The organism is Massilia solisilvae (assembly GCF_024753215.1).
GTDB lineage: Bacteria > Pseudomonadota > Gammaproteobacteria > Burkholderiales > Burkholderiaceae_D > Telluria > Telluria solisilvae.
In genome coordinates this window covers 765,227-789,634 of the sequence record NZ_JANUGV010000001.1, presented here as the reverse complement: position 1 = coordinate 789,634, position 24,408 = coordinate 765,227, and the positions used below count along the sequence as shown (strand labels likewise).

Genomic DNA, 24,408 nt, shown 5'->3' with positions numbered 1-24,408 from the left:
TGCGGCTTCGTTTGAGTCAGCATGGATAACGGCGGCGCCGCCGAGGATGCGCCGGGACGACGGCGCTTAAGTGAGCAGGCGGGTCAGCTCAGGCTTTCCAGGCGAATGCGCGTCACCTTGCGCTCCACCGCTTCCAGCGCCTCGATCCTGGCGATCGCCGCGTCCACGAATTTCTCGCGGGTCTGGTGGGTGATGATGATGATATCGGTGCGCGTCTGCAGCTCGCCCGGCTCCTTCTGCAGCACGGCGTCGATCGAGATGCCGGCATCGGCCAGGATGCGCGTCAGGTCGGCCATCACGCCCAGCTGGTCCTTCACGTACACGCGCAGGTAGTAGCTCGAGCGGATCTCGGACATCGGCAGGACCGGCACGTCCGTCATCTCGTTCGGCTGGAATGCCAGGTGCGGCACGCGGCAGTACGGGTCCACGGTCGCCAGGCGCGTCACGTCCACCAGGTCCGCGATCACGGCCGAGGCGGTCGGCTCCGAGCCCGCGCCCTTGCCGTAGTAAAGCGTCGAACCGACGGCGTCGGCGTGCACCAGCACCGCGTTCATCGCGCCTTCCACGTTCGCGATCAGGCGGTTGGCCGGGATCAGCGTCGGGTGCACGCGCAGCTCGATGCCGTCCACGCCATCGGCCTGCGCGCGGCGCGTGATGCCCAGCAGCTTGATGCGGTAGCCCAGCTGCTCGGCGTAGCGGATGTCCACCGCCTGCAGCGTGCTGATGCCCTCGATGTGGGCCTTCTCGAACTGAACCGGGATGCCGAACGCGATCGACGACATGATCGCCAGCTTGTGCGCCGCGTCCACGCCCTCGATGTCGAAGGTCGGGTCGGCCTCGGCATAGCCCAGTTCCTGCGCCTGCTTGAGCACCGTCGCGAAGTCCAGGCCCTTCTCGCGCATTTCCGAGAGAATGAAGTTGGTGGTGCCGTTGATGATGCCGGCCACCGATTCGATCCGGTTGGCCGTGAGGCCCTCGCGCAGCGCCTTGATGATCGGTACGCCGCCGGCCACGGCCGCCTCGAACGCCACCATCACGCCCTTTTCCTGGGCTGCGGCGAAGATCTCGTTGCCATGCTGCGCCAGCAGCGCCTTGTTGGCGGTGACCACGTGCTTGCCATTGGCGATGGCGCGCAGCACCAGCTCGCGCGGCAGCTCGTAGCCGCCGATCAGCTCGACCACGATGTCGATGTCGGGGCTGTCCACCACGGCGAACGGATCGTCCACCACGACGCAATCGGCGCCGACGATGCCACGCGCACGCTCCAGGTTGCGCGCCGCGACCATGGCGATCTCGATGCCGCGGCCGGCGCGGCGTCGAATGTCTTCCTGGTTGCGCTGCAGGACGTTGTATGTGCCGGCGCCCACGGTGCCGATGCCTAGCAGGCCTACTTTAATCGGTTTCAACTTACTCTCTCTTCTTCTGCTTCTGTTCTCAGGCGCGGATTGCGTGGCGGCGCCGGTAGCCGTCGAGGAAGCGCGCGAGGCGGCCGCAGGCGTCGCCCAGATCGTCCGTATTCGGCAGGAACACCAGTCGGAAGTGGTCCGGCGCGATCCAGTTGAAACCGGTACCCTGCACCAGCAGCACCTTTTCTTCGGCCAGCAATTCGCAGATGAACTGCTGGTCGTCGGCGATCGGGTACACCTTGGGGTCCAGCCGCGGGAACATGTACAGCGCGGCCTTCGGCTTGACGCAGCTAACGCCCGGGATCTCGGTCAGCATCTTGTGCGCGAGATCGCGTTGACGGGTCAGGCGCCCGTTCGGCGCGACCAGGTCGGCAATGCTTTGGTAGCCGCCCAGCGCAGTCTGGATCGCAAACTGGCCGGGCACGTTGGCGCACAAGCGCATCGAGGCCAGCATGTTCAGGCCCTCGATATAGTCTTTCGCGTGCTTCTTCTCCCCCGATACTACCATCCAGCCGGCCCGGTAGCCGCAGGAGCGGTAATTTTTTGACAGGCCGTTGAGCGTGATGCACAACACGTCGTCGGCCAGCGAGGCCAGCGAAGTGTGCTGGGCGCCGTCGTACAGCACCTTGTCGTAGATCTCGTCGGCGTAGATGATGAGCTGGTGCTGGCGCGCCAGTTCGATAATCTCGAGCAGGAGTTCGCGCGGGTACAGCGCGCCGGTCGGGTTGTTCGGGTTGATGACGACGATCGCCCGCGTGTTGGGGGTGATCTTGCGCTTCATGTCCTCGATGTCGGGCATCCAGTCGGCCTGCTCGTCGCACACGTAGTGCACCGGCGCGCCGCCGGCCAGGCTCACCGCCGCGGTCCACAGCGGGTAGTCCGGGGCCGGCACCAGCACCTCGTCGCCGTTGTTGAGCAGGCCCTGCATCGCCATGACGATCAGTTCCGAGGCGCCGTTGCCGAGATAGACGTCATCCACGGTCACGCCCGTGATGCCCTTTTGCTGGGTGTAGTGGACAATCGACTTGCGCGGCGCGAACAGGCCCTTGGAATCGGTGTAGCCCGCCGCATTGGGCATGTTGCGGATCATGTCGCGCACGATCTCGTCCGGCGGGTCGAAGCCGAAGGTGGCCAGGTTGCCAATGTTGAGCTTGATGATCTTGTGCCCGTCATCCTCCATCTTGCGCGCCAGGTCCATGGCCGGGCCACGGATCTCATAGCAGACATCGTCGAGTTTGTTGGATTTGAGGATGGGGCGCACGGTTATTCCTGGTAACGAGAAAGGTTTTGCTGCAATGCGATAAGTCCATTCTGCCCCAAACAGACCAGTTAAATCAACCGCCCCGCCATCTTTTGCCGCCGTTGGAGCAAAAGCCTGAACGATGTTCGGCGGGGCGTCCTGTCGCGCTTTGCGCCCGTTTGTGGCATCCTATCGCCCTTCGCACAGAGGCAAAACCCATGAAGCTGCACTCCCAGGACAACCAGCAGTACCAGACCGTTACCGGCTACGACGCCCAGGGCGTCGAGATCAACGCGAAGCGCTACGAGTTCAGCGTGCTCGTGATGCCCGAGGTCGAGCCGCGCGCCTGGCCGGTCACCCGTTTCGAGGATCTCACCGCCGAACATTTCGCGGCCATCGCCCAGGACCAGCCGGACGTGGTCATTCTGGGCACCGGCGAGCGCCAGCGCTTCGTGCACCCGAAACTGGTGACGGCGCTCTCAAACCGCCGCGTGGGCGTCGAAAGCATGGACAGCCATGCCGCCTGCCGTACCTACAACATCCTGATGGGTGAAGGCCGCAAGGTCACGCTGGCGCTGATCATCGAAGGCGCGGCGGCCGCATGAACGACCTGCACCGCAACAAAACCCTCCTCTGGATCCTCTTCGCCGGCTTCGTCCTCGCCACCCTGTACCTGCTCGGCGTGCGCACCCTGGTGCCGCCCGACGAAGGCCGCTACGCCGAAATGGCGCGCGAAATGCTCGCCACCGGCGACTGGGTCACCACCCGACTGAACGGCATCAAGTACTTCGAAAAGCCGCCGCTGCAAACCTGGGCCAACGCCCTCACCTTTGCCGTCTTCGGCCTGGGCGAGTGGCAGGCGCGCCTGTGGCTGGGGCTGAACGGCATCCTCGGCGTGGCGCTGGTCTGGCACGCCGGCCGCAAGGTGTTTTCCGAGCGCGTCGGTTTCTACGCCGCGCTGGTGCTGGGCTCCTGCTTCTACTGGGTCGCCTGCGCCCAGATCAACTCGCTGGACATGGGCCTGTCGGGCATGATGACCATCGCCCTGTGCGCCCTGCTGCTGGCCCAGCGCAACGACGCCACGGCGCGCGAGAACCGCGACTGGATGCTGGTCTGCTGGGCCGGCATGGCGCTGGCGGTGCTGGCCAAGGGCCTGATCGGCCTGGTGCTGCCGGGCGCGATTCTGGTGATCTACACCCTGGCCGCGCGCGACTGGAAGATCTGGACCCGTCTGCACTTGGGCAAGGGCCTGCTGCTGTTCTTCGCCATCGCCACCCCGTGGTTCGTGCTGGTGGGCCTGAAGAACCCGGAACAGCCGCACTTCTTCTTCATCCACGAGCATTTCGACCGCTTCCTGCTCAAGGAACACCACCGCGAAGCCGCATGGTGGGTGTTCTTTGTGCTGCTGGCCGCAGGTTCCGTGCCATGGGTGGGCGTGCTGGTGCAAAGCCTGGTGCTGGGCGCACAGCGCGAAACGACAGGCGCGCCCGGCCCGTTCCGCCCGCGCCTGATGCTGTTGGTCTGGCTGGCCTTCATCATCCTGTTCTTCACCAAGTCCAGCTCCAAGCTGCCCGGCTACATTTTGCCGGTGTTCCCGGCGGCCGCGCTCCTGATCGCCAACTACCTCGACGTCGGCACGCGCAGGAGCCGCATGCTTACCTGCGGCCTGACCGCCCTGCTGGGCGCCGCCCTGCTCGGGTTCGTGCCCTTCGTCCCGGGCCTGGCCAAGCAGGCCGGCGAAGCCGCGCTGTACGCGGCCTACCAGCCGTTCGTGCTGGCGGCCGGCTTCGTGGCCGCGGCGGGCGGCGTGGTCGCCATGCTGTACGCGCGTCAGATGCAGCGCGACCTGATGGTGGTGGTGCTGGCACTGGCCGGTTTTGCCAGCACCGAGCTGCTGCTGGCCGGCTTCGAGCCGATCGGCCAGGTGCGCGCCGGCGTCAACCTGCTGCCGGCGATCCGGGCCGAACTCAAGCCTGAAACCCGTGTCTATTCGGTCGGCATCTACGAACAGTCGCTGACCTTCTACCTGCGCCGCACCGTCACGCTGGTGGACTACTGGGACGAATTCACCTTCGGCCTGCAGCAAGAGCCGCAGTTGTCGATCCCGACCGTGCCAACCTTTGTCGCACAGTGGCGCGCCGACGCCGCCGCCGGCCGCCACGACCTGGCCATCATCCGCGAAGACATCCTGGCCGACCTGAAGCGCCAGGGCGTGCCGCTGCGCGTGGTCGCGGCCGACGCGCGCCGCACCGTCATCGCAAACTATTAAAACGATATGAACCTGTCCACTTTCGCATTCATCATCACCGGCGTGCTGCTCAACGCGGCCGCCCAGCTGCTGCTCAAGGCCGGCACCAACGCCTTGGGCGGCGCCATCCACCTCACCATGGAAAACTGGTTCCAGACCGGGATCAAGGTGGCCACCCAGCTGCCGATCCTGGGCGGGCTGGCCTGCTACGCGGTGTCGCTGGTGGTGTGGATCATCGGCCTGTCGCGCACCGACGTGACCATTGCCTACCCGATGCTCTCGCTCGGCTACGTGGTCAGCGCCGCCGGCGCCTGGCTGTTCCTGGGCGAGGCGGTCTCGCTGCAGCGGCTGGCTGCGATCGGTGTCATCATGGTCGGGGTTGCCCTGCTGGCGCGTACCTGACTGACAAGCCTGATAAAATGCGCGATTGGCGCTGTGGAATCAAAAAATTCCGTTCAGAAAGCGAATGCGGCACCACCACTGCCGCTGTAAATCATTTTGGTGACCTCTGAACAACCACGCCGTCATCCCCGCGCAGGCGGGGATCCATGCTGAGCGCGCACTCACGCGGTCGATGGGTTCCCGCCTTCGCGGGAACGACGAGTTCCGTGGTTTCGGGGCGAGCCATTAGCACAGAAAGAGAAATATGACTGCTGAGCTGCCTTTCCTGCCCTTTTCCCGCCCGACCATCGACGAAGACACCATCGCCGCAGTCGGCGACGTGCTGCGCTCCGGCTGGATCACCACCGGGCCGAAGAACCAGGCGTTCGAAGCACAGCTGTCCGAATACTTTGGCGGGCGTCCGGTACGCACCTTCAACTCCGGCACCTGCACCATGGAGATCGCACTGCGCATCGCCGGCGTGGGCCCGGGCGACGAGGTGATCACCACGCCCATCACCTGGCCCGCAACCTCGGCCGTCATCCTGGAAGTCGGCGCCACCCCGGTGTTCGCCGACATCGACGAGCGCACCCGCAACATCGACCTGGACAAGCTGGAAGCGGCGATCACGCCGCGCACCCGCGCCATCATCCCGGTGTTCCTGTCCGGCCTGCCCGTGGACATGGACCGGCTGTACGCCATTGCCGAGAAATACAAGCTGCGCGTGGTGGAAGACGCCGCGCAGGCGATCGGCTCGACCTGGAAAGGCAAGCGCATCGGCGCGATCGGCGACCTGGTCTCGTTCAGCTTCCAGGTCAACAAGAACATCACGACCGTCGAAGGCGGCTGCCTGGTCATGAACACCCCCGAGGAAGCGCGGCTGGCCGAAAAATACCGCCTGCAGGGCGTCACCCGCAGCGGCGTGGACGGCATCGACGTCGATGTGTTGGGCGGCAAGTACAACATGAGCGACGTGAACGCCGCCATCGGCCTGCGCCAACTGGCGCGGCTGGAAGAGTTCAACGCCCATCGCGAAAAGATCGCGCGCCACTACTTCCAGTGCTTCGGCCCCGACTTCGAGGCGAACACCGGCGCCCAGCTCCCGATCCAGGCCTTCGGCAGCTCGAACTGGCACCTGTTCCAGATCATCCTGCCCGACCACGGCCCCGGCACGCGCGCCGAATTCATGACGCGCATGCAAAAAGAGTACAACATCGGCACCGGCTACCACTACGCGGCGGTGCACCTGTTCACCCTGTACCGCGAGCGCGGCTTCAAGGACGGGCAATTCCCGGTCGCCGAGAAAATCGGCCGCCTGACCGTGACCCTGCCGATGTTTAACACGATGACGCTGGGCGATGTGGAGCGCGTGGTCGCCGCCGTCAACGGGATCCTGGCCAAATGAACGTTCTTGCCATTAAACCGGAACTGTCGGTCGTCATTCCGGTGTACAACGAAGAGGCCGGGCTGGACAAGCTGTTCGGCCGCCTGTACCCGGCGCTGGACAAGGCCGGCATCACCTACGAGATCATTTTTGTCAACGACGGCAGCCGCGACAACTCGGTCGCCATCCTCGCCGAGCAGTACCGCCAGCGCCCGGACGTGACGCGCGTGGTGCTCTTTAACGGCAACTACGGCCAGCACATGGCGATCCTGGCCGGCTTCGAGCAGACCCGCGGCGAGATCATCGTGACGCTCGACGCCGACCTGCAGAACCCGCCGGAAGAGATTCCCAAGCTGGTCGAGAAGATGCGCGAGGGCTACGACTACGTCGGCTCGATCCGCCGCAAGCGCCAGGACACGGCCTGGCGCACCATCGCGTCCAAGGCGATGAACCACCTGCGCGAGCGCATCACCAACATTCACATCACCGACCAGGGCAACATGCTGCGCGCGTACGGCCGAAACGTGATCGACCTGGTCAACCAGTGCGGCGAGGTGAACACCTTCGTGCCGGCGCTGGCGTACAAGTTTGCGCGCAAGCCCACCGAGATCGTGGTCGAACACGAGGAGCGCGCCGCGGGCGAATCGAAATACTCGCTCTACAGCCTGATCCGCCTGAACTTCGACCTGGTAACCGGCTTTTCGCTGGTGCCGCTGCAGGTGTTTTCGCTGCTGGGCATGACGCTGTCGTTCTGCTCGGGCCTTCTGGTGCTGATCCTGCTGGTGCGCCGCTTCCTGCTGGGCGCCGAGGCCGAAGGCGTGTTCACGCTGTTTGCGATCGCGTTCTTCTTCATGGGCGTGATCCTGTTCGGCATTGGCCTGGTGGGCGAATACGTGGGCCGCATCTTCCAGCAGGTACGCGCGCGGCCGCGCTACGTGGTGCAGACCATTTTGCAGGGCCAGCCGCGCCGCGAAGGGCACGAACTGGACGAAGCGGAAGGCGTGGTGCTCGAAAAGCGCCAGGTCGGCCGATAACACCAACACCACTTGCACGTCGTCCCCGGACTGGCCGTCCGCCTTGCCGGGGACCCATAGACCGCGTGACGGGATGCTCAGCATGGGTTCCCGCCTCCGCGGGAACGACGGTTTCACTTATGACGATGAATAAAAAACGCGCAGTCGTCTTCGCCTACCACAACGTCGGTGTGCGCTGCCTGAAAGTGCTGCTGGCCGGCGGCGTCGATGTCGCCCTCGTGGTCACGCACCAGGACAGCGCCACTGAGAACATCTGGTTCGAGTCCGTGATCTCGGTCTGCCAGGCCGAAGGCATCCCCTACATCACGCCCGAGAGCGCAAACGGCGCCGAGCTGCTGGAGCAGGTGAAGGCCGCCAGGCCCGACCTGATGTTCAGCTTCTACTACCGCCACATGTTGCCGGCCACGGTGCTGGACGTGGCTCCGGCCTTCAACATGCACGGCTCCCTGCTGCCGCAGTTCCGCGGCCGCGCCCCGGTCAACTGGGCGGTGCTGCACGGCGCCCGCGAAACCGGCGCCACCCTGCACGAGATGACGGTCAAGCCGGACGCCGGCGCCATCGTGGCGCAGACCGCCGTGCCGATCCTGCCCGACGACACCGCCCACGACGTGTTCGGCAAGGTGGAAGTGGCCGCCGAGATCACGCTGTGGAAGGTGCTGCCGGACCTGCTGGCCGGCACCGCCCCGCGCCTGCCGAACGAACTGGCCAAGGGCAGCTACTTCGGCGGCCGCAAGCCCGAGGACGGCCGGATCGACTGGAGCAAACCGGCGCAACAGGTGTACAACCTGCACCGCGCCGTCGCCCCGCCCTACCCCGGCGCGTTCACCGACGTGGGCGGGCACCGCTACATTATCGAAAGAGCAAGACTTTCCCGGCAGAATTTACCAAGTTTGCCACCGGGCTTGGCGGTGGTGGATAATGGCATCTTTGGCGTTTGCGGCGACGGCCGCGCGCTGGCCATTTCCAGCCTGCTGGCCGATGGCGCCCCGATCAGCGCGGGCGAGCTGTCCGAGCGACTGGCCACGAATTCGTAAAGAGATCACACATGAAAAAAGTCCTCATCCTCGGCGTCAACGGCTTCATCGGCCACCACCTGTCCAAGCGCATCCTCGAGACCACCGACTGGCACGTGTACGGCATGGACATGCAGGCCGACCGCATCGAAGAACTGCTGGCCAACCCCGAGTACAAGTCGCGCATGCACTACTTTGAGGGCGACATCACGATCAACAAGGAATGGGTCGAGTACCACGTCAAGAAGTGCGACGTGATCCTGCCGCTGGTGGCGATCGCCACCCCGTCCACCTACGTCAAGCAGCCGCTGCGCGTGTTCGAACTGGACTTCGAAGCAAACCTGCCGATCGTGCGCTCGGCCGCCAAGTACGGCAAGCACCTGGTGTTCCCGTCCACCTCCGAGGTGTACGGCATGTGCCACGACGATCAATTCGACCCCGAGAACTCGGAACTGATCTGCGGCCCGATCAACAAGCCGCGCTGGATCTACTCGTGCGCCAAGCAGCTGATGGACCGCGTGATCTGGGGCTACGGCATGGAAGGCCTGAACTTCACCCTGTTCCGTCCGTTTAACTGGATCGGCGCCGGCCTGGACTCGATCCACACCCCGAAGGAAGGCTCCTCGCGCGTGGTGACCCAGTTCTTCGGCCACATCGTGCGCGGCGAGCAGATCTCGCTGGTCGATGGCGGCCACCAGAAGCGCGCCTTCACCTACATCGACGACGGCATCGACGCGCTGATGAAGATCATCGAGAACAAGAACGGCGCAGCCACCGGCAAGATCTACAACATCGGCAACCCGAGCAACAACTACTCGATCCGCGACCTGGCCGGCATGATGATCGACCTGGCCAAGGAATACCCGGAATACGCCGAAGGCGCGAACAAGGTCGCGATCACCGAGACCACCTCGGGCGCCTACTACGGCCAGGGCTATCAGGACGTGCAGAACCGCGTGCCGAAGATCACCAACACCTGCGAGGAACTGGGCTGGGCGCCCAAGACCACGATGCAGGAAGCGCTGCGCGGCATCTACGACGCCTACCGCGGCCAGGTCGGCGCAGCCCAGGCGCTGATGGACTGAGGTGGGTCCGCTCCTCGTCCTCAAGATCGACGTCGACACCTATCGCGGAACGAAGGAAGGCGTCCCCAACCTCGCGCGCATCCTGAAAGCGCACGGGGCCCAGGCCACCTTCCTGTTCTCGCTGGGGCCCGACCATACCGGCTGGGCCCTGCGCCGGGCGCTGCGTCCCGGCTTCTTCAAGAAAGTCTCGCGCACCTCGGTGGTCGAGCACTACGGCTTCAAGACCCTCATGTACGGCACGCTGCTGCCCGGCCCCGATATCGGGGTGCGGGCGGCGGACGAGATGCGCGCCGCGCACGCGGCCGGCTTCGAATGCGGCATTCACACCTGGGATCACGTGCTGTGGCAGGACAACGTGCGTGGCCGCGACGACGCCTGGACCGTGCGCATGATGCGCAAAGCGGCCCAGCGCCATGCGCAGGTGTTCGGCCAGCCGCCGCACACCCACGGCGCCGCCGGCTGGCAGATGAACCGCCACGCCTTCGCCGAGCACGAGGCGATGGGCTATGCCTATGCCTCCGACGGCCGCGCGCTGCTCAACGACGACGGCTCGCTGGCCGACCCGGCCGCCGGCCCCTACCGCTTCCCGGGCGGGCGCTGCATCCAGATGCCGACCACCCTACCCACGCTGGACGAACTGCTCGGCCGCGAGATCGGCGGAACGACCATTAGCACGGGCAACATCGGCGCACACCTGCTGCGGCTGACCGAGGGTGCGCAGCGCGATCACGTGTACACTTTGCACGCAGAACTTGAAGGGCAAAAACTCGCCCCCATATTCGAGCAGCTGTTGACAGGTTGGAAAGCCCAAGGCTACCAACTGGCGTCGATGGCGCAGTACCATGACAAGATAAAAGACGCCGCGCTGCCCGAACATCCGGTCACGTGGGGCGAAGTACCGGGCCGGTCGGGCGAACTGATCGTCCTGGACACCAACGTGTAGGGTGGGCAGGTCTGCTGCCCACGCGGTGATAGTCGGCTCCGGCCCACCACCGCGTGCAATCGAAGCCGCCACCCTGCCTCCAAAACCAGAGGAGTGACCCGTGGCCGACAGCCCATCGAACTTCAGCGCCCCCATGACCGGCGGCCAGACCTTCAACCTGCAAGGCCGCCCGGCCAAATATACCGTGCTGTACTTCTACCCGAAGGACAACACGCCGGGCTGCACCACCGAAAGCATCGCCTTCCGCGACCACTACCCAGAGTTCCAGGCGCTGGGCGCCGAGATCTACGGCCTGTCGCGCGACTCGATGAAATCGCACGACAACTTCAAGGGCAAGCTGGGCCTGCCGTTCGAACTGATCTCCGACCCGGACGAGCTGGTGTGCAACCAGTTTGGCGTCATGAAGATGAAGAACATGTATGGTAAGCAAGTCCGCGGGATCGAGCGGAGCACGTTTGTATTTGACGCTAGTGGCCGATTGGTGAAAGAATGGCGTGGCGTGAAAGTCAACGATCACGTCAACGAAGTGCTGGAATTTTTGAAGAGCCAGCCCTGACACGGATGGCTCCCTGGTTCAACCTGCTGGACGTTATCCGCTTATTTTGAGTCGACACCTGCTCCACTCGCATCATTCCAATCTGGCAGTTCGCCCGTCCGGTCCCTCTCCGGACGGCGTTGCCCCCCTTAGATTCCCGATAGCTCCGAACCGCTCTCGCGCCTCATCCATGGATGTCGGCGCGCCATGCGCTTTCCTGACTTTTTTAGATTGAGAAGCTGATGCCACTGCCCAAAATGCCCACCAAGCCAGCCACGCTGCTGGCCGTCAAAGATTACCCCAAGGTCGAGCCCGGCAAGGCGAAGGTAGCGGCCGTCCCGGCGGAGACCGCCAGCGCTGACGTGGAAGACCTGATCAGCGGCCAGGCCGTCCCGGCGCCCAAGTCCACGCGCGCGCGCAAGAAGGCCGCCCCGGTGCTGGCCGAGGTGCCGCCGCCTGCCGCCAAGGCCCCGCCGCGCGCGGACAAGGGCGGCGTTACTGCCAAGCTCAAGGAAACCGACATCGACCAGCCGCATCCGGCCAAGCACAAGCCGGTGGAGATCAACATCAAGTCCGGCGCCAGCCGCAAGGCCGACAAGGCGGGCCAGACCAAGGTGTTCGTGCTCGACACCAACGTGCTGATGCACGACCCGACCAGCCTGTTCCGCTTCGAGGAACACGACGTCTACCTGCCGATGATGACGCTGGAGGAGCTGGACAACCACAAGAAAGGCATGTCCGAGGTCGCGCGCAATGCCCGCCAGGTCTCGCGCACGCTGGACGCCCTGATCGCCAACGTGGACGACGACGCGATCGAAAACGGCATTCCGCTGGCCAAACTGGGCAACAAGGACGCCAAGGGCCGCCTGTACTTCCAGACCAAGCTGAACGGTGCCGCGCTGCCGGAAGGCCTGCCCTCGGGCAAGGCCGACAACCAGATCCTGGGCGTGGTGCGCGCGCTCGAAGCGCAGCAGCCGGGGCGCGCGATCGTGCTGGTGTCCAAGGACATCAACATGCGCATCAAGGCGCGCGCGCTGGGCCTGCCGGCGGAGGACTACTTCAACGACCATGTGCTGGAAGACACCGACCTGCTGTACTCGGGCATCGTCCAGCTGCCGGACGACTTCTGGGACAAGCACGGCAAGAACGTCCAGTCGTGGCAGGAGAACCGCAACGGCACCTCGGCCACCTACTACCGGGTGACCGGCCCGCTGGTGCCGACCCTGCTGGTGAATCAGTTCGTGTACTTCGAGCCGAAGAGCGGCGAGGCGCCGTTCTATGGCCAGGTCAAGGAAATCAACGGCAAGACCGCCGTGTTCCAGACCCTGCGCGACTACGGCAGCGCCAAGAACGGCGTGTGGGGCATCACCGCGCGCAACCGCGAGCAGAACTTCGCGCTCAACCTGCTCATGAATCCCGAGATCGACTTCGTCACCCTGCTCGGCCAGGCCGGCACCGGCAAGACCCTGCTGGCGCTGGCCGCGGGACTGGCGCAGGTGCTCGAAACCAAACTCTACAACGAGATCATCGTCACCCGCGTGACCGTGCCGGTGGGCGAAGACATCGGCTTCCTGCCGGGCACCGAGGAAGAGAAAATGTCGCCGTGGATGGGCGCGTTCGACGACAACCTCGAGGTCCTGATGAAGTCCGACAGCGAGGCCGGCGACTGGGGCCGCGCCGCCACCCAGGACCTGATCCGCTCGCGCATCAAGATCAAGTCGCTCAACTTCATGCGCGGGCGCACCTTCGTCAACAAGTTCCTGATCATCGACGAGGCGCAGAACCTCACGCCCAAGCAGATGAAGACGCTGGTCACGCGCGCCGGCCCCGGCACCAAGATCCTGTGCCTTGGCAACATCGCCCAGATCGACACGCCGTATTTGACCGAAGGTTCGAGCGGCCTGACCTACGTGGTGGACCGCTTCAAGGGCTGGGACCACGGCGGCCACGTGACGCTGGCACGCGGCGAGCGTAGCCGCCTGGCCGATCACGCGAGCGACGTGCTGTAAGGGTTCGCGTCAGCGCAAACGCCGGTTGAACGCGTGGGCGGGAGACCCGCCCACCCTACGGTCGTTCGTGTAGGGTGGGCAGATTCTGCCCACGCGTCCAACCACCGCGAGCCTGCCACCCCAACAAAAAAGACCTGTGCGCCGCAAGGCCCACAGGTCTTTTTCTATTCGGCCGAACCGAATCAGCGCACGATGCAGTCCACCGCCTGCGACTGGCCGGGGCCATTGGAAGCCGTCGGTCCACCGCTGCCCGGGTTGAACGTCGGCGGCGGCGTGAACTGCAGGCCCGGATTCGGCGGCACGATCACCGGCGGCTGGCTAAAGCTGGGCACAAAGCCGAACTGGCCGGCCTGGAAACCCTGCGAGCCGCCGTTGTTGGTCACCACGATCGCGCCATCGGTCACCTGCAGGTGCAGGCCGGGCGGCAGCGGCGGCGGCGCCACCGGGCCCGGCGCGCCGCCGGTCCTGAGCAGTTGCTCCACCGGTCCCTGCGGCCCCTGGCTGCCCGGTGCGCCGCCACTCGGGGGCGGCCCCATTCCCGGTCCGCCAGCCACCGGCGGCGGGGGCACGTACTGCGCGATGAAGGTGGTGCCACGGATGCCGATGGTCGCGCTCGGCGTCTTGAGCGCGAACTTTTCCTTGTTGCGCTTGCCCAGCAGGCCGGTCACCGAGCGCAGGCCGCCCTTGACCAGGTCGAACGAGGCGCTGTCGCCGTCCGGCTTGGCGGCGTCATACGCGAACTTTTCGATCTTGAAGGTCGTGTTCGGGCGCAGCGTGATTTCGCCGTTGTCGACGAACTTGATCTGCGCGTAGGTGTTCTTCTCCGACACCAGCGTGTCGCCATTCTCCACCTCCGATTTCACCGCCAGCACCTTGACGGTGCCGTTCGGCTTCTTCGCCACCAGCGGTCCGGACAGGTGGGCGACCGTGCCCACCACCTGCGCCCAGGCAGTGCTGCCGGCCAGCAGCAGCACCGCGCACAGCAGGGCCTCAATTGCAATAAGTTTTGGTCGCAGGTTTCTCATTCTTTGCTCCAGTGTTCTCGCTGCCTGCCGGGCCGCTCTGCTTGTCGGACTGCTTCTCGGACGGCTTGTCCGCGTCGCCGCCGCTGCTGCCACCGCCAGCCGCCGGTGGGCCAGCCTGCGGGGTGCTCGATCCACCACCGCCGGTGGCCGGCGAGGTTTTGCCCTGGGTGCTGCTGTTAATCAGCGTGACGGTGGTCTGGACCGCGTCCGCCACCGGCGCCTTTTCCTTCTCGGTGCTGCCCGTGGTCGGGTTCGGGTTGAACACGACGCAGGTCGGGTCGGCCGGATGGGTAGCGCAGAAGTCCGGCTTGGGCAGCACGGCCTCGCAGCCTTGCTGGTTCGGGTTGGCGGCGCACACCTCGAGCTTGGGCAGGATCACGCCGCAGCCTTGCAGGGTCGGGCTGGCGATACATTGGGTCATGGTCGGCAGCACTGCCGTGCAGCCCGCTACTGTCTTGTCGCTGACGCACTGCGAGATCGTCGGCAGCACGCCCACGCAGCGGGCGTCGCCCGGATTGCTCAGGCAATAGTCGAAGGTCTTGCCGATCACCGCGCCGCAGCCTTCCTTGGTCTTGTCGGTCTTGCACACGTCCAGCGGCGGCAGGATCGCGTCGCAGCCGGCGCCGTTCGGATTGGCCACGCAAGCGACAAACTTCAGGCGTTCCAGCACCGCAGTGCAGCCGAACACGCTGGCGTCGTTCTTGCAGACCTCCGGCGACGGCAGCACGCTGGCGCAAGCCGGGTCGCCCGGGGTCCTGGCGCAGGCTGCGACCTTGTCGTGCTCTTTCACGACGGTGGCGCAGCCGTAGGTGTCCGGCTTGGCCGTGCAGACGTCAAAGGTCGGCAGCACCAGGCTGCAGCCGGCGCCCTTCGGATTGGCGATGCAGGCGTCGATCTGGCCACGCTTATCGTTCAGCGCCGCGCAGCCCGGGAAGGTCGGGTTGGCCGCGCAGTAGTCGGCCGAGCCGGTGCAGCTGGCGCCTGTCGGATTGGCCACGCACTGCTGCACCTGGTCCTGCTTGATCACCACGTCGCAGCCGGTGGCGGACGGGTTGGCCTTGCATTCGTCGATCTTCGGCATCACGGCCGCGCAGTTGGCGCCGTTCGGGTTGGCCGCGCAGGTCTTGCGCGCGTCTTCGATCACCGCGGCGCAGCCGCTGGCGGCCGGATTGGCAACGCACTGGTCCACGGTCGGCGGCGTCGGAGTCGGGGTCGGCGTACCCGACGAGCCGGACGGCAGGTGCAGCTTGCCCGGCGCGGCCTGGAAGGCGCCCGTGGCGATGGTCGAGGACGTGGCGGCCACGGTGATGTCGCCCGAGACCGAGGCGACCAGCGCGCCGTCGTGTACCTCGATCGCGCCGCTGTTGACCTTCAGGTCGATGTTGCCGCTCTTGGTGCTGACCTCGCCACCGATGGTCATGCCGCTTTGCGCGGTCAGGCTGATGTTGCCGCTTTCGGTATGCACGCGGCCGTCGCCCGGCGAGGAAATCGCTGTAGCGCTCAGGGTCGGGGCGCTGCTGATCTTCGGCACCGTCATCGTGCCGGTTGCCGCAATCGCGAGCGAACCGCTGTTGTCCGAATCCGAGGCCGAGCTCTGGTAGGCGCCCCAGACGATCAGGTCACCCGTGTTGCGGATGTTGACCAACTTGCTGCCGGTCTGGTTGTTCGACACGCGCAGCACGGCCACTTCGGTGTTGAGCGGCGCGCTGGCGCTGCCCACGCCGTTGGTCGAGTACATGTCCAGCTGGCCGGCGCGGATGGTCCCGGCGCCGCCGATGCCGGCCGCCTGCAGCGACACCATGCTTTCCGGCGCGCTGAGCGTGCGGTCCAGCGTCAATGCCCCACCGCTGGTGATGCGCATGCCCGATGTGCTGGCGCTGATGCCGGACATGCCGCCCACGTCGCCCACATGCACGTCGCCCGCGGTGTTGAGCATGAACGGGCCTGCCGTACTGGCGCCAGCCACCTTGTTGATCGTATTGGGTGCCATCAGCGCAACGTAGTTGCCCTTGACGACCAGCTGGTCCACGTTCAGGGCCCCCGCTTCGCCCTGGGCGACGGCCAGGTTGGACTTGAGCGACAGCACGCCGCTTGGCATCGTCAACGGCGCCGACAGCGCCAGCGCCGCGCCGCCCGCGTCCAGCGTCAGCTTGCCGAACGGGTGGGAAGTCAGGTCGAGCGCGCTGCTCACGCTCAGGCCCGCGAAAAAGCCCGGCAGGCCGCCGATCGTGAGGTCGGGCGTGTTGATCTGTCCAAGCATGGACTGGTCCAGCCCGAACGTGCCTTCGCCAAACTGGCCCAGCGTGATCGGAGCGTCGGGGCTGTGCGGCATGGCCTTGACGGTGTTGGCCGTGATCGGCTTGCTGATGCGCAGTCCGTCGCCGGTCAGGTACACGGCGCCGGCGGTGACCGCGCCCGCCATGTCGAGGGTGGTGCCGCGGCTGCCGTGCAGAGTCGCGAGGAAGTTGCTGGATGAGCCCAGGCTCACCGGCGCATTCACGGCAATCGGGCCCGAGCTGTCCAGGCTCAGGTGCGCGCTCGTGTTCAGCGCGGAGCTGATGTTGACGCCGCCCGTGTTGGCGCTGGTGCCGATGTTCAGCTCATACGCCGAAAAGCGCGCCAGCGCCGCCGCGTCGAGCCACAGGGAGGAGCCATTTCCGCTGCCGGAGCCCACCACGATCTGGCGCGACGGCGTGTGGCTGGCGAAGCTGATGACCGGGTTGCGGCCATTGATGCCGCCGATGTTGCCCGCCAGGGTCATCTGGTCGGCGATCAGGTCCACGTAGTTCTGGCTGCTGATCTTCGCCGCGCTGTTCAGGTTGATGCCGTTCCCGGCCGCGAACAGCACGCTGCCGTTGGCCGACACGTTGGCGTTCACGTTGATGTTGTGGTTGGCGTAGCCGGTGACGTCGGCGCTGCCCGAGAGCGCGTCCGTGATCGTCAGGTCGTTCTGCGCCTGCAGCATGATGTTGGTGCCGGTGCCCTGCAGGACCGACGGCGCGATCTTTGCCACGCCGCTGGCCGGGCCGGAACCGAACGCGGCCACGTCGGCCGGGGTGGCCGTGGCGCCCGCGGCCACCACTTCGATGTCGTAAGGGTCGAGCAGCCAGCTGCCCGACTTGCCCTTGGCCGCGCCGGCGTTCACGGCCAGGCCGCTCACGTCCAGGCTGTGGCCCGAGGTCTCGACCTTGCCGCCGTCGCCGCCGACAGCGCCGCCGCGCGCGGAAATGCTGCCGTAAGCGCCGGTAGCGTCGTTCGACCACAGCACCACCTGGCCGCCGTTACCCTGGGTGGTGGCGTCGGCCTTGATGCGCGCGTCCTTGCCCATCCAGGTCTGGCTGGCGTTGGCCAGCAGCGCATCCTTGCCCTGCCAGCCGCCGCCCACCATCACGTTGCCGCCGCCCTGCGCGCCGCTGGCGTCCACTTGCGCGTTGCCGGTCAGGCCGACGCGCGCGCCCAGCAAGTGCACGTCGCCGCCCCTGCCTGCGCCGGTGGCGCTGGTCACGCTGCCCTGCTCGAGCAGGGTGTCGCGGCTGGCCTTGAGCACGATCTTGCCGTTCTCGCCGACCACCGCGCTGTTGGCGCTGACCAGGCCGCGCTGGTTGACCAGCGCGCCGTAAATGCCGACACGGCCGCCCTGCGCTACCACCTGGCCCAGGTTGATGGCCTGGTCGTCGGGCGCCGAGACCACCACATGCAGGTCGGGGTCGCGCGAATCCACCAGCTGCACGCTGTGGCCGGCGGCCAGCACCACCTCGCCCTGCGGCGAGGTGATGATGCCGCTGTTGGTCACGTTCGGCGCCACCAGGAACACCTGCCCGCCGGACGGCGTGGTGATCGTGCCTTCGTTGCGCACCTCGCCAGCGGCCGGCCCGGCGCTGAAGTTCTTCTTCCCGGCCAAAAAGTCGGCGTTCGGCAGGTTCAGGGTCGAAGCCACCAGGCCGTTCACGTCCACGCGCGAATCGCGCCCGAACAGGATGCCGTTGGGGTTGATCAGGAAGACCTTGCCGTTCGATTGCAGCGCGCCCAGGATGCGGCTCGGGTCCTGCCCGACGATCCGGTTGAGCACCGCACTGTCCGCGCCTTGCTGGATGAAGCGGGTGATCTCGCCCGGATTGATCGAGAAGCTCTGCCAGTTGATGATGGTGCCGGGCGTGTTCGTGATCGAGAACACGTTGCCCTGCTGGCTGAACGTTGCCTGGCCGGCCACCACCTGCTGGCCGGTCGGGGCAGCCACGGCGGCGCCGAAGCAGGCCGCAAGCAGCAGCGGCACCAGCCGGCGTTTGATAGTTGTCGTCGTCATCTCTCTACCCTTTAGTAGGCCAGGCCTACGCGGACATGAAGCTTGTTCTTGCTGGTGCCGGTCAACGCGCCTTCCTTGAGCACGTGGCCGTAATCGAGCTGGATGCTGGCCGAGCTGCCGACCGCAAAGCGCAGACCCACGCCGGTGCTGGCGATCGCGGTGCTGGTCAGTTCACCCGGCAGGGTGTGGTTGCGCTTGCCGTAGGCGGTGTCGTAGAAGGCCAGCAGGCGGCACTGCCAGTTCGCCTTGTGGCACAGGTTAGGGGTGTACAGCTCGTAGTTCAGGAGCACGCCGCTGTCGGTGGCCAGGTCGCGCTCGTTAAAACCGCGCACCGAGGTGCTGCCGCCGGCGCCGAACTGCTCGCCCGGCACCAGCGCGTCGGCCGTGTATTGGCCGTTGGCGAGCATGCGCGCCTGCCAGTCGCCGCCCAGGGCCACCGAGAACGCGCCCGAAAAGCGCAGCAGGTTGAACGACGCCTTGGCGCCGCTGCGGGCGCGCTCGAAGTCGGCGGCGCTGCCGCGCGAACCGCCGGCGATGTTGTGCGCCGCGGAGATCGAGAAGTTGGTTTCGGCGCCGGGCAGTGGCAGCGTGCCCATGTACGCCACCGAGAGCGGGTGCACGGTGACGTTGTTGCCGAAATCCTGGCCGTACAGCAGCACGCTGTTGCGGTACGCCTTGTAGTCCAGCCCATAGACCAGGCGCGACTCGTAGTCGCCGCGGCGCGCCAGGATCTGGTTGTAGCGCGCGCCGTACACCGCGCCCTTGCCGCTTACGGCCAGGTTGAACAGGCCGGCGCTCACGGTGCCCGAGTCCACGTTCGAATAGCTGCCGAACAGGTCCACCGAGTCACCCAGCGCGTACAGCGGGATGTGGTATCCGACACCCCACACCGCCACCTGGTCCGGATGCTCGACCGTGGTGGTGTACTGCAGGCTGGCCACGTGGTCCAGGCCGAACAGGTTGGCGTGCTGGAGCACCACGCCGGCGTGGGTCTTGCCGGTGGCGGCGGTGCCGGTGTTGTCCACGTTGGCCATCACCTTCCACGGCCGTTCGTCCTGCACCTCGACCCTGGCGTCCACCTCGTCGTCCGCCTCGCCGCCGGTCAGGCCCAAGCTGATCTTCTTGGCCGGGTTCTCGTTGGCCAGCTTCAGGTTGGCCGACACCTGCTTCAGGTTCGGCGTCTGGCCCGGCTGCAGCGTCGGCAGGCTGCGCCGGATGTTCTGCTCCGAGAACGCCTTGTTGCCGCTGATCTGCACCTTGCCGATCTTCGTCTGCACCACCTGCAGGCGCACCACGCCGCCGTTCAGTTCCTGCTCCGGCAGCTGGACCGTGACCACGTTGTAGCCGCGCTCGTGGTACAACTCCTCGAGCGCCTCGAGCGCGCGCTGGACGTCGCCGAAGTCGCGGTTGCGGCCGGCAAACGGCGCGACCACGCGTTCCACGTCGGCCGGCGCAAGCAGCGTGTTGCCGCTGACGTCGAAACGGCTGATTTCGAAACGGATCACGTCTCCGGGTTCGGCCGTCTCGCCGGCCCACGCGGCGCTCACGGCCGCAGCCAGCACCGAGCCCGCAAGCAGGCGTGCAAAGCGTTGTTTCATAGTTTTGGCTCTACGTTCTCTTTATTGTTGGTATCTCTTCAGGCCGCACGCTGGCTGGGCGCGGGGATAGAAAAATTGAAACGGATACGGCGACAAGTCTAAACACCTTTACGTTTCCCGTCAGAAAATTCTGGGGCAAAAAAGGCACTTCCCCCACTGGAAGGGGGATTCATCGCGGGCAAATGTTGCTCGGGTGACACACCGGGTGGCACCGGCGAGTTGATGCTATTTGGTTTCGAACGTGGTCACGCCATCCCAGCCGGCGCCGGGCGGATTGGCCCGGTAATGGGCGATGCGCGACAGGTACAGCTGGTACAGCCCGCGCTGCGGATGGGCGCCTGCCAGCGAGCGGATGCGGGACTCGGCCTCGTCCCAGCGCTGGGCGCGCACCAGCGCCAGCGCCGCGTCCCAGGCGGCGATTTCGTCCAGCTCGGCCTGGCCCACCTCGTCCGCCCTGCCGACCGGCTCGAAAATGGCGACCGGCTCGTTCTTGCCCTTGACCCGCACCAGGTCCAGCTCCCGGTACACGTATTCGGGGGCCGCGTGGCGGGTTGCCTCGCCCACGCAAATGCCCACGCCGTACACCTTGGTGATCCCTTCCAGGCGCGAGCCCAGGTTCACCGCGTCACCCATCACTGTGTAGGCGCGGCGGATCGCGGAACCCATGTCCCCCACATGCATCAGGCCGCTGTTCAGGCCAATGCCGATCTTCAGCTCGGGCCAGCCGCGCTTGATGAAGTCCTCGTTCAGGCGTTTGGCCGATGCCTGCATCAGGAGCGAGGTGGCCACCGCCCGGCTGGCGTGGTCGGGGAAGGCGACCGGCGCGCCCCAGAATGCCATCACGGCGTCGCCGATGTACTTGTCGAGCGTGCCCTGGTGGCTCGAGCGGATATCCTCGGACATCGCGGTCAGGTACAGGTTGATGTACTCGCGCAGCTGCTTGGGTGTAAGCCCTTCGGAGATGGTGGTAAAGCCGCGCACGTCCACGAACATGACGGTCAGCTCGCGGCTTTCGCCTTCCATGTTGTAGGCTTCCGGGTTCTCGGCCATCTGGGCCACCAGCTCCGGGGCCACGTATTCGCCAAAGCGCGAGACCAGCGCCCGGCCCTTCCGGAACTCGGCAAAGTAGCCCCACGCCAGGTTCATCACGAACAGCAGCGCAACCAGCAGCAGGCACGCGAACACGTTCAGGACCACGTCATGCTGGCTGTACATGTAGTAGTTAAAGCCGATCGATCCGGCCAACACCGCCCCCGCCAGCAGCAGCTGGTAGAGCGGCGTGAGCACCGCGAGCACCAGCGCCAGCAACAGCCCGACGGCCAGTATCTGCAGGAACTCGTAGGTCGCGCCGTCAGCCGGATAGGACTTGAAGCGTCCGTCGAGGATGGCCTTGATGACGTTGGCGTGGATCTCCACGCCCGGGTATTCCTTGTTGACCGGGGTGGCGCGCAAGTCCACCAGGCCGGGCGCGGTGGTCCCGACCAGCACGATGGCGTTCCTGAGCACGCGCGGGTCCGCCTTGCCGGACAGGACATCGGCCGCCGGGACATAACGGAAGCGGCCGCCGGCGGGTCCGCCGGGCCCGCTGAACTGGACGATGGTGGTCAGGCCCACGCCAACCGGGATCTCGCGCGCGCCATCCGGCGTGAACATGAGCAGAGCGTCGAGCGCCCCGCTTTCGCGCTGGCCCTTGGTGAGCGCGTGCGCCGCTTCCGGCAGCACGGGCGTGATGCCGCCCTCCTCGACCTTGAGGTAGGCGGCAACGGTGGCCAGCGCCAGCGACGAGTAATAACCGTCGCGGATCTTCTGGACCAGCGAGTAGTTGCGCACCACGCCGTCCGCGTCCGGTTCCACCGTGAAGCTGCCCGCGCCCATCGCCGCATTCTGAAGCCGTTCGATATTGGCCTCGTAGCCATCGGTGTGGTACGCCCACACCTCGCGCCCGTTCAGCGCTTCCTCGGTGAAGATCGGCTTGGGCAGCACGCCCTTGGCCTGGCCGGTGGAGAGGTTGTAGCCGAGGATCACCGGCTGCCCCTCGAGCGCTTTGGCAAACAGGCCGTCATAGTCCAGCGAGCTCTTGAGTTCCCCCAGCCGGGCACGCAGGATCGGTACGTCCTTCAGGTCGCGCTCGGCCAGCTTTTCGAGCACCGAGTAACCCGAGCTGTTGTCCGGCTCCGGGAACGACACGTCGAAACCGACCGCGCCGACGTGGTAATGCCGGGTGAGCTGGGTCACCAGTTTGGCCAGCACGTTGCGGCTCCACGGGAAGCGCCCCACCTCGGTCAGGCTCTTGCTGTCGATGTCGACGATGACCACGCGCGGGTCCGGCGTGGGCTCCTCCAGGCGCATGCGCAGGTCCGACCACATCGTGTCCTGGCGCTCGATCGCGTGGCTCGACCACAGGCCAAGCGGATACAGCGACGCCGCGACCGCCAGCAGCACGCCGAAGGTCCAGCGGGCCCAGTATTTCTTGATTGCGGTCTTGAGCCGGTTCAGCGCGCCGCCAATCACGGCCGGTACCCCGGGATCAGCGTCTCGTCGATCTCGTCCACCTGGTGCGGCTCCATGTTCTGGCGCGCGAACTCCAGGTACACCTTGCGCCGGATGAAGATATCGAACAGGTCCGGGTCGATGTGGCCGTTCAGGGCGAAGTTGCCCATGATGCGCAGCGATTCCGACAGCAGCTTGCCCTTCTTGTAGGGACGGTCCTTGGCGGTCAGCGCTTCGAAAATGTCGGCAATGGCCATCACGCGCGCCTGCACCGACATCTGCTCGGCCTTGAGCCCGCGCGGGTAGCCCTTGCCGTCCATGCGCTCGTGGTGGCCGCCGGCGTACTCGGGCACGTTCTTCAGGTGCCTGGGCCACGGCAGCGATTCGAGCATGCGGATCGTGACCACGATGTGGTTGTTGATGATCTTGCGCTCTTCCTCGGTCAGGGTGCCGAAGCGCACGGTCAGGTTGGCCACCTCGTCGCCGTCGAGCAGATCGCGCTCGATGCCATCCGGCCCCATCCAGCGGCGGGCCGCGATTTCGCGCACGCGCTCCTGGTCGGCTGGCGACATGCCCTCCCCGCCCACGTTCGCGCGGCGCAGGAAGTCGCGGTCCTCGCGAATGGCGGCCTGCTCCTGCGCCAGCGCCAGGTCGATCGCGACGATGTCCGCGCCCGGCTCGCACTTGCCGCGCAGCGCGCGGATCTCGGCGTCGCGCAGCAGCACCTCGAAGCGCGTATCGACCAGGTGGATGCGGTCGAAGATGGTCTCCAGCTTGGTCGCCTTGTCCACCACGTGCACCGGCGTGACCAGCTTGCCGCAATCGTGCAGCAGGCCCGCCAGCCACAGCTCCTTGCGGTCGGCGTCGCTCATGCGGAACTGCGCGAGCGGCCCTTCGCCGGTCTGGTGCGCGGCCTCGGCCAGCATCATGGTCAGCTCGGGCACGAACTGGCAGTGGCGTCCGGTGTACGGGCTCTTTTCGTCGATGCAGATGTTGATCAGGTTGACCAGCGATTCGAACAGTTGTTCGAGCTGGTTGATCAGCTGCTGGTTGGTCAGCGCCACCGCGGCCTGCGCCGCCAGCGCCTCGATGAAGCGCTGGTCGGTACCGGAAAACGGGCGTATCCCGCCGGTCTGCGGGTCCTTGGCGTTAATCAGCTGAAGCACTCCGACCAGCTCGCCCTCGTGGTTCGCCATCGGCACCGTCAGGAACGACTTGGAGTGGTAGCCAAAGGTCTTGTCGAACGCGCGCATGCCCGAGAAGTTGAACAGGTCGGTCTCGTACACGTCCTCGATGTTCACCGACTGGCGCGTGTTGGCGGCGTAGGCAGCCACCGAGGCCAGGTTCGGCGCGCCGCCCGCGTCGGCCAACGGCACCGGGGCGATGTCGATCGGGTTGCCGCTTGCCCCGCCCTGGTAGATCTCCAGTGTGTCGTTGATCGAGATGTGGAAGCACAGGCTCTTGCCGTCCTCGCTCGGGCGGTACAGGGTGCCGCCGTCGGCGTCGGTCATACCCTTGGCCACCTGCAGGATGCGGTCAAGCAGTTCGCCAGTGTCGGCGCCATTGCCCAGCGAGACCGACAGCTCGGTAAGCAGGTGCAGGCGCTGCGCGACCTGGGCGGGAGTCAGCTCTTGCATGGTGTCGGGCTGGCCAAAAATCGTTGCTTTGTTGTAATTTCTCAAGTGTAACGGCGATGCGCCCGCGTGTACACTGT

The 24,408-nt window shown here is 66.0% G+C and carries 17 protein-coding genes; 10 read left to right on the top strand and 7 right to left on the bottom strand.

Annotation, left to right across the window (positions count from 1 at the left end; all coding sequences use genetic code 11):
* Positions 1-83: 83 nt before the first annotated feature.
* Positions 84-1,406 carry a homoserine dehydrogenase gene (locus NX773_RS03455; RefSeq protein WP_258854973.1) on the bottom strand — a complete coding sequence of 441 codons (1,323 nt, stop codon included), beginning with the start codon at positions 1,404-1,406 and terminating at the stop codon, positions 84-86.
* Positions 1,407-1,434: 28 nt separating this feature from the next.
* Entirely contained in the window at positions 1,435-2,667 is a 1,233-nt protein-coding gene (locus NX773_RS03450) for a pyridoxal phosphate-dependent aminotransferase (RefSeq protein WP_258854972.1), read from the bottom strand.
* Between the two features lie 197 nt (positions 2,668-2,864).
* Here NX773_RS03450 and NX773_RS03445 point away from each other — a divergent pair, with 197 nt between their 5' ends.
* From NX773_RS03445 to NX773_RS03400, 10 genes are all read left to right on the top strand, one after another.
* Entirely contained in the window at positions 2,865-3,251 is a 387-nt protein-coding gene (locus NX773_RS03445; RefSeq protein ID WP_258854971.1) for an Mth938-like domain-containing protein, read from the top strand.
* Positions 3,248-4,915 carry a glycosyltransferase family 39 protein gene (locus NX773_RS03440; protein ID WP_258854970.1) on the top strand — a complete coding sequence of 556 codons (1,668 nt, stop codon included), beginning with the start codon at positions 3,248-3,250 and terminating at the stop codon, positions 4,913-4,915. The genes NX773_RS03445 and NX773_RS03440 overlap by 4 nt, the downstream gene beginning before the upstream one ends.
* A gap of 6 nt (positions 4,916-4,921) precedes the next feature.
* Positions 4,922-5,296: a DMT family transporter gene (locus tag NX773_RS03435; RefSeq protein ID WP_258854969.1), complete on the top strand. Its 375-nt coding sequence runs from the start codon at positions 4,922-4,924 to the stop codon at positions 5,294-5,296.
* Positions 5,297-5,540: 244 nt separating this feature from the next.
* Positions 5,541-6,680 carry a DegT/DnrJ/EryC1/StrS family aminotransferase gene (locus NX773_RS03430; protein WP_258854968.1) on the top strand — a complete coding sequence of 380 codons (1,140 nt, stop codon included), beginning with the start codon at positions 5,541-5,543 and terminating at the stop codon, positions 6,678-6,680.
* Positions 6,677-7,693 (top strand): glycosyltransferase, encoded by a 1,017-nt coding sequence (locus NX773_RS03425; protein WP_258854967.1) that lies wholly within the window; start codon positions 6,677-6,679, stop codon positions 7,691-7,693. Before NX773_RS03430 ends, NX773_RS03425 begins: the two co-directional genes overlap by 4 nt.
* A gap of 125 nt (positions 7,694-7,818) precedes the next feature.
* A complete protein-coding gene (locus NX773_RS03420; RefSeq protein ID WP_258855836.1) occupies positions 7,819-8,727 on the top strand; it encodes a formyltransferase in 909 nt (302 codons plus the stop codon).
* Between the two features lie 11 nt (positions 8,728-8,738).
* On the top strand, positions 8,739-9,791 hold the full coding sequence (locus NX773_RS03415; protein WP_258854966.1) for a bifunctional UDP-4-keto-pentose/UDP-xylose synthase: 1,053 nt from the start codon (positions 8,739-8,741) through the stop codon (positions 9,789-9,791).
* A gap of 1 nt (position 9,792) precedes the next feature.
* Positions 9,793-10,734, top strand: a complete 942-nt coding sequence (locus NX773_RS03410; protein WP_258854965.1) for a polysaccharide deacetylase family protein — start codon at positions 9,793-9,795, stop codon at positions 10,732-10,734.
* Between the two features lie 100 nt (positions 10,735-10,834).
* Positions 10,835-11,290, top strand: coding sequence for a peroxiredoxin (locus NX773_RS03405; protein WP_258820986.1), 456 nt, complete (start codon positions 10,835-10,837; stop codon positions 11,288-11,290).
* Between the two features lie 221 nt (positions 11,291-11,511).
* A complete protein-coding gene (locus NX773_RS03400; protein WP_258854964.1) occupies positions 11,512-13,278 on the top strand; it encodes a PhoH family protein in 1,767 nt (588 codons plus the stop codon).
* 182 nt (positions 13,279-13,460) lie between these two features.
* Here NX773_RS03400 and NX773_RS03395 read toward each other — a convergent pair whose 3' ends face one another.
* The 5 genes from NX773_RS03395 to NX773_RS03375 all read right to left on the bottom strand — a co-directional run bounded on the left by NX773_RS03395 (position 13,461) and on the right by NX773_RS03375 (position 24,331).
* Positions 13,461-14,303: a FecR family protein gene (locus tag NX773_RS03395; RefSeq protein WP_258854963.1), complete on the bottom strand. Its 843-nt coding sequence runs from the start codon at positions 14,301-14,303 to the stop codon at positions 13,461-13,463.
* Positions 14,269-18,606: a two-partner secretion domain-containing protein gene (locus tag NX773_RS03390; RefSeq protein ID WP_258854962.1), complete on the bottom strand. Its 4,338-nt coding sequence runs from the start codon at positions 18,604-18,606 to the stop codon at positions 14,269-14,271. Before NX773_RS03390 ends, NX773_RS03395 begins: the two co-directional genes overlap by 35 nt.
* Before the next feature lie 11 nt (positions 18,607-18,617).
* Positions 18,618-20,204: a ShlB/FhaC/HecB family hemolysin secretion/activation protein gene (locus NX773_RS03385; protein ID WP_258854961.1), complete on the bottom strand. Its 1,587-nt coding sequence runs from the start codon at positions 20,202-20,204 to the stop codon at positions 18,618-18,620.
* Positions 20,205-20,429: 225 nt separating this feature from the next.
* Entirely contained in the window at positions 20,430-22,715 is a 2,286-nt protein-coding gene (locus NX773_RS03380) for a CHASE2 domain-containing protein (protein ID WP_258854960.1), read from the bottom strand.
* On the bottom strand, positions 22,712-24,331 hold the full coding sequence (locus tag NX773_RS03375; RefSeq protein ID WP_258854959.1) for an HD family phosphohydrolase: 1,620 nt from the start codon (positions 24,329-24,331) through the stop codon (positions 22,712-22,714). The genes NX773_RS03380 and NX773_RS03375 overlap by 4 nt, the downstream gene beginning before the upstream one ends.
* Positions 24,332-24,408 lie beyond the last annotated feature (77 nt).

Coding starts and splice junctions, on each gene's coding strand:
- NX773_RS03445 (WP_258854971.1), top strand. CDS start 2,865: ATGAAGCTGCACTCCCAGGACAACCAGCAGTACCAGACCGTTACCGGC.
- NX773_RS03440 (WP_258854970.1), top strand. CDS start 3,248: ATGAACGACCTGCACCGCAACAAAACCCTCCTCTGGATCCTCTTCGCC.
- NX773_RS03435 (WP_258854969.1), top strand. CDS start 4,922: ATGAACCTGTCCACTTTCGCATTCATCATCACCGGCGTGCTGCTCAAC.
- NX773_RS03430 (WP_258854968.1), top strand. CDS start 5,541: ATGACTGCTGAGCTGCCTTTCCTGCCCTTTTCCCGCCCGACCATCGAC.
- NX773_RS03425 (WP_258854967.1), top strand. CDS start 6,677: ATGAACGTTCTTGCCATTAAACCGGAACTGTCGGTCGTCATTCCGGTG.
- NX773_RS03420 (WP_258855836.1), top strand. CDS start 7,819: ATGAATAAAAAACGCGCAGTCGTCTTCGCCTACCACAACGTCGGTGTG.
- NX773_RS03415 (WP_258854966.1), top strand. CDS start 8,739: ATGAAAAAAGTCCTCATCCTCGGCGTCAACGGCTTCATCGGCCACCAC.
- NX773_RS03400 (WP_258854964.1), top strand. CDS start 11,512: ATGCCACTGCCCAAAATGCCCACCAAGCCAGCCACGCTGCTGGCCGTC.
- NX773_RS03395 (WP_258854963.1), bottom strand. CDS start 14,303: ATGAGAAACCTGCGACCAAAACTTATTGCAATTGAGGCCCTGCTGTGC.
- NX773_RS03390 (WP_258854962.1), bottom strand. CDS start 18,606: ATGACGACGACAACTATCAAACGCCGGCTGGTGCCGCTGCTGCTTGCG.
- NX773_RS03385 (WP_258854961.1), bottom strand. CDS start 20,204: ATGAAACAACGCTTTGCACGCCTGCTTGCGGGCTCGGTGCTGGCTGCG.
- NX773_RS03375 (WP_258854959.1), bottom strand. CDS start 24,331: ATGCAAGAGCTGACTCCCGCCCAGGTCGCGCAGCGCCTGCACCTGCTT.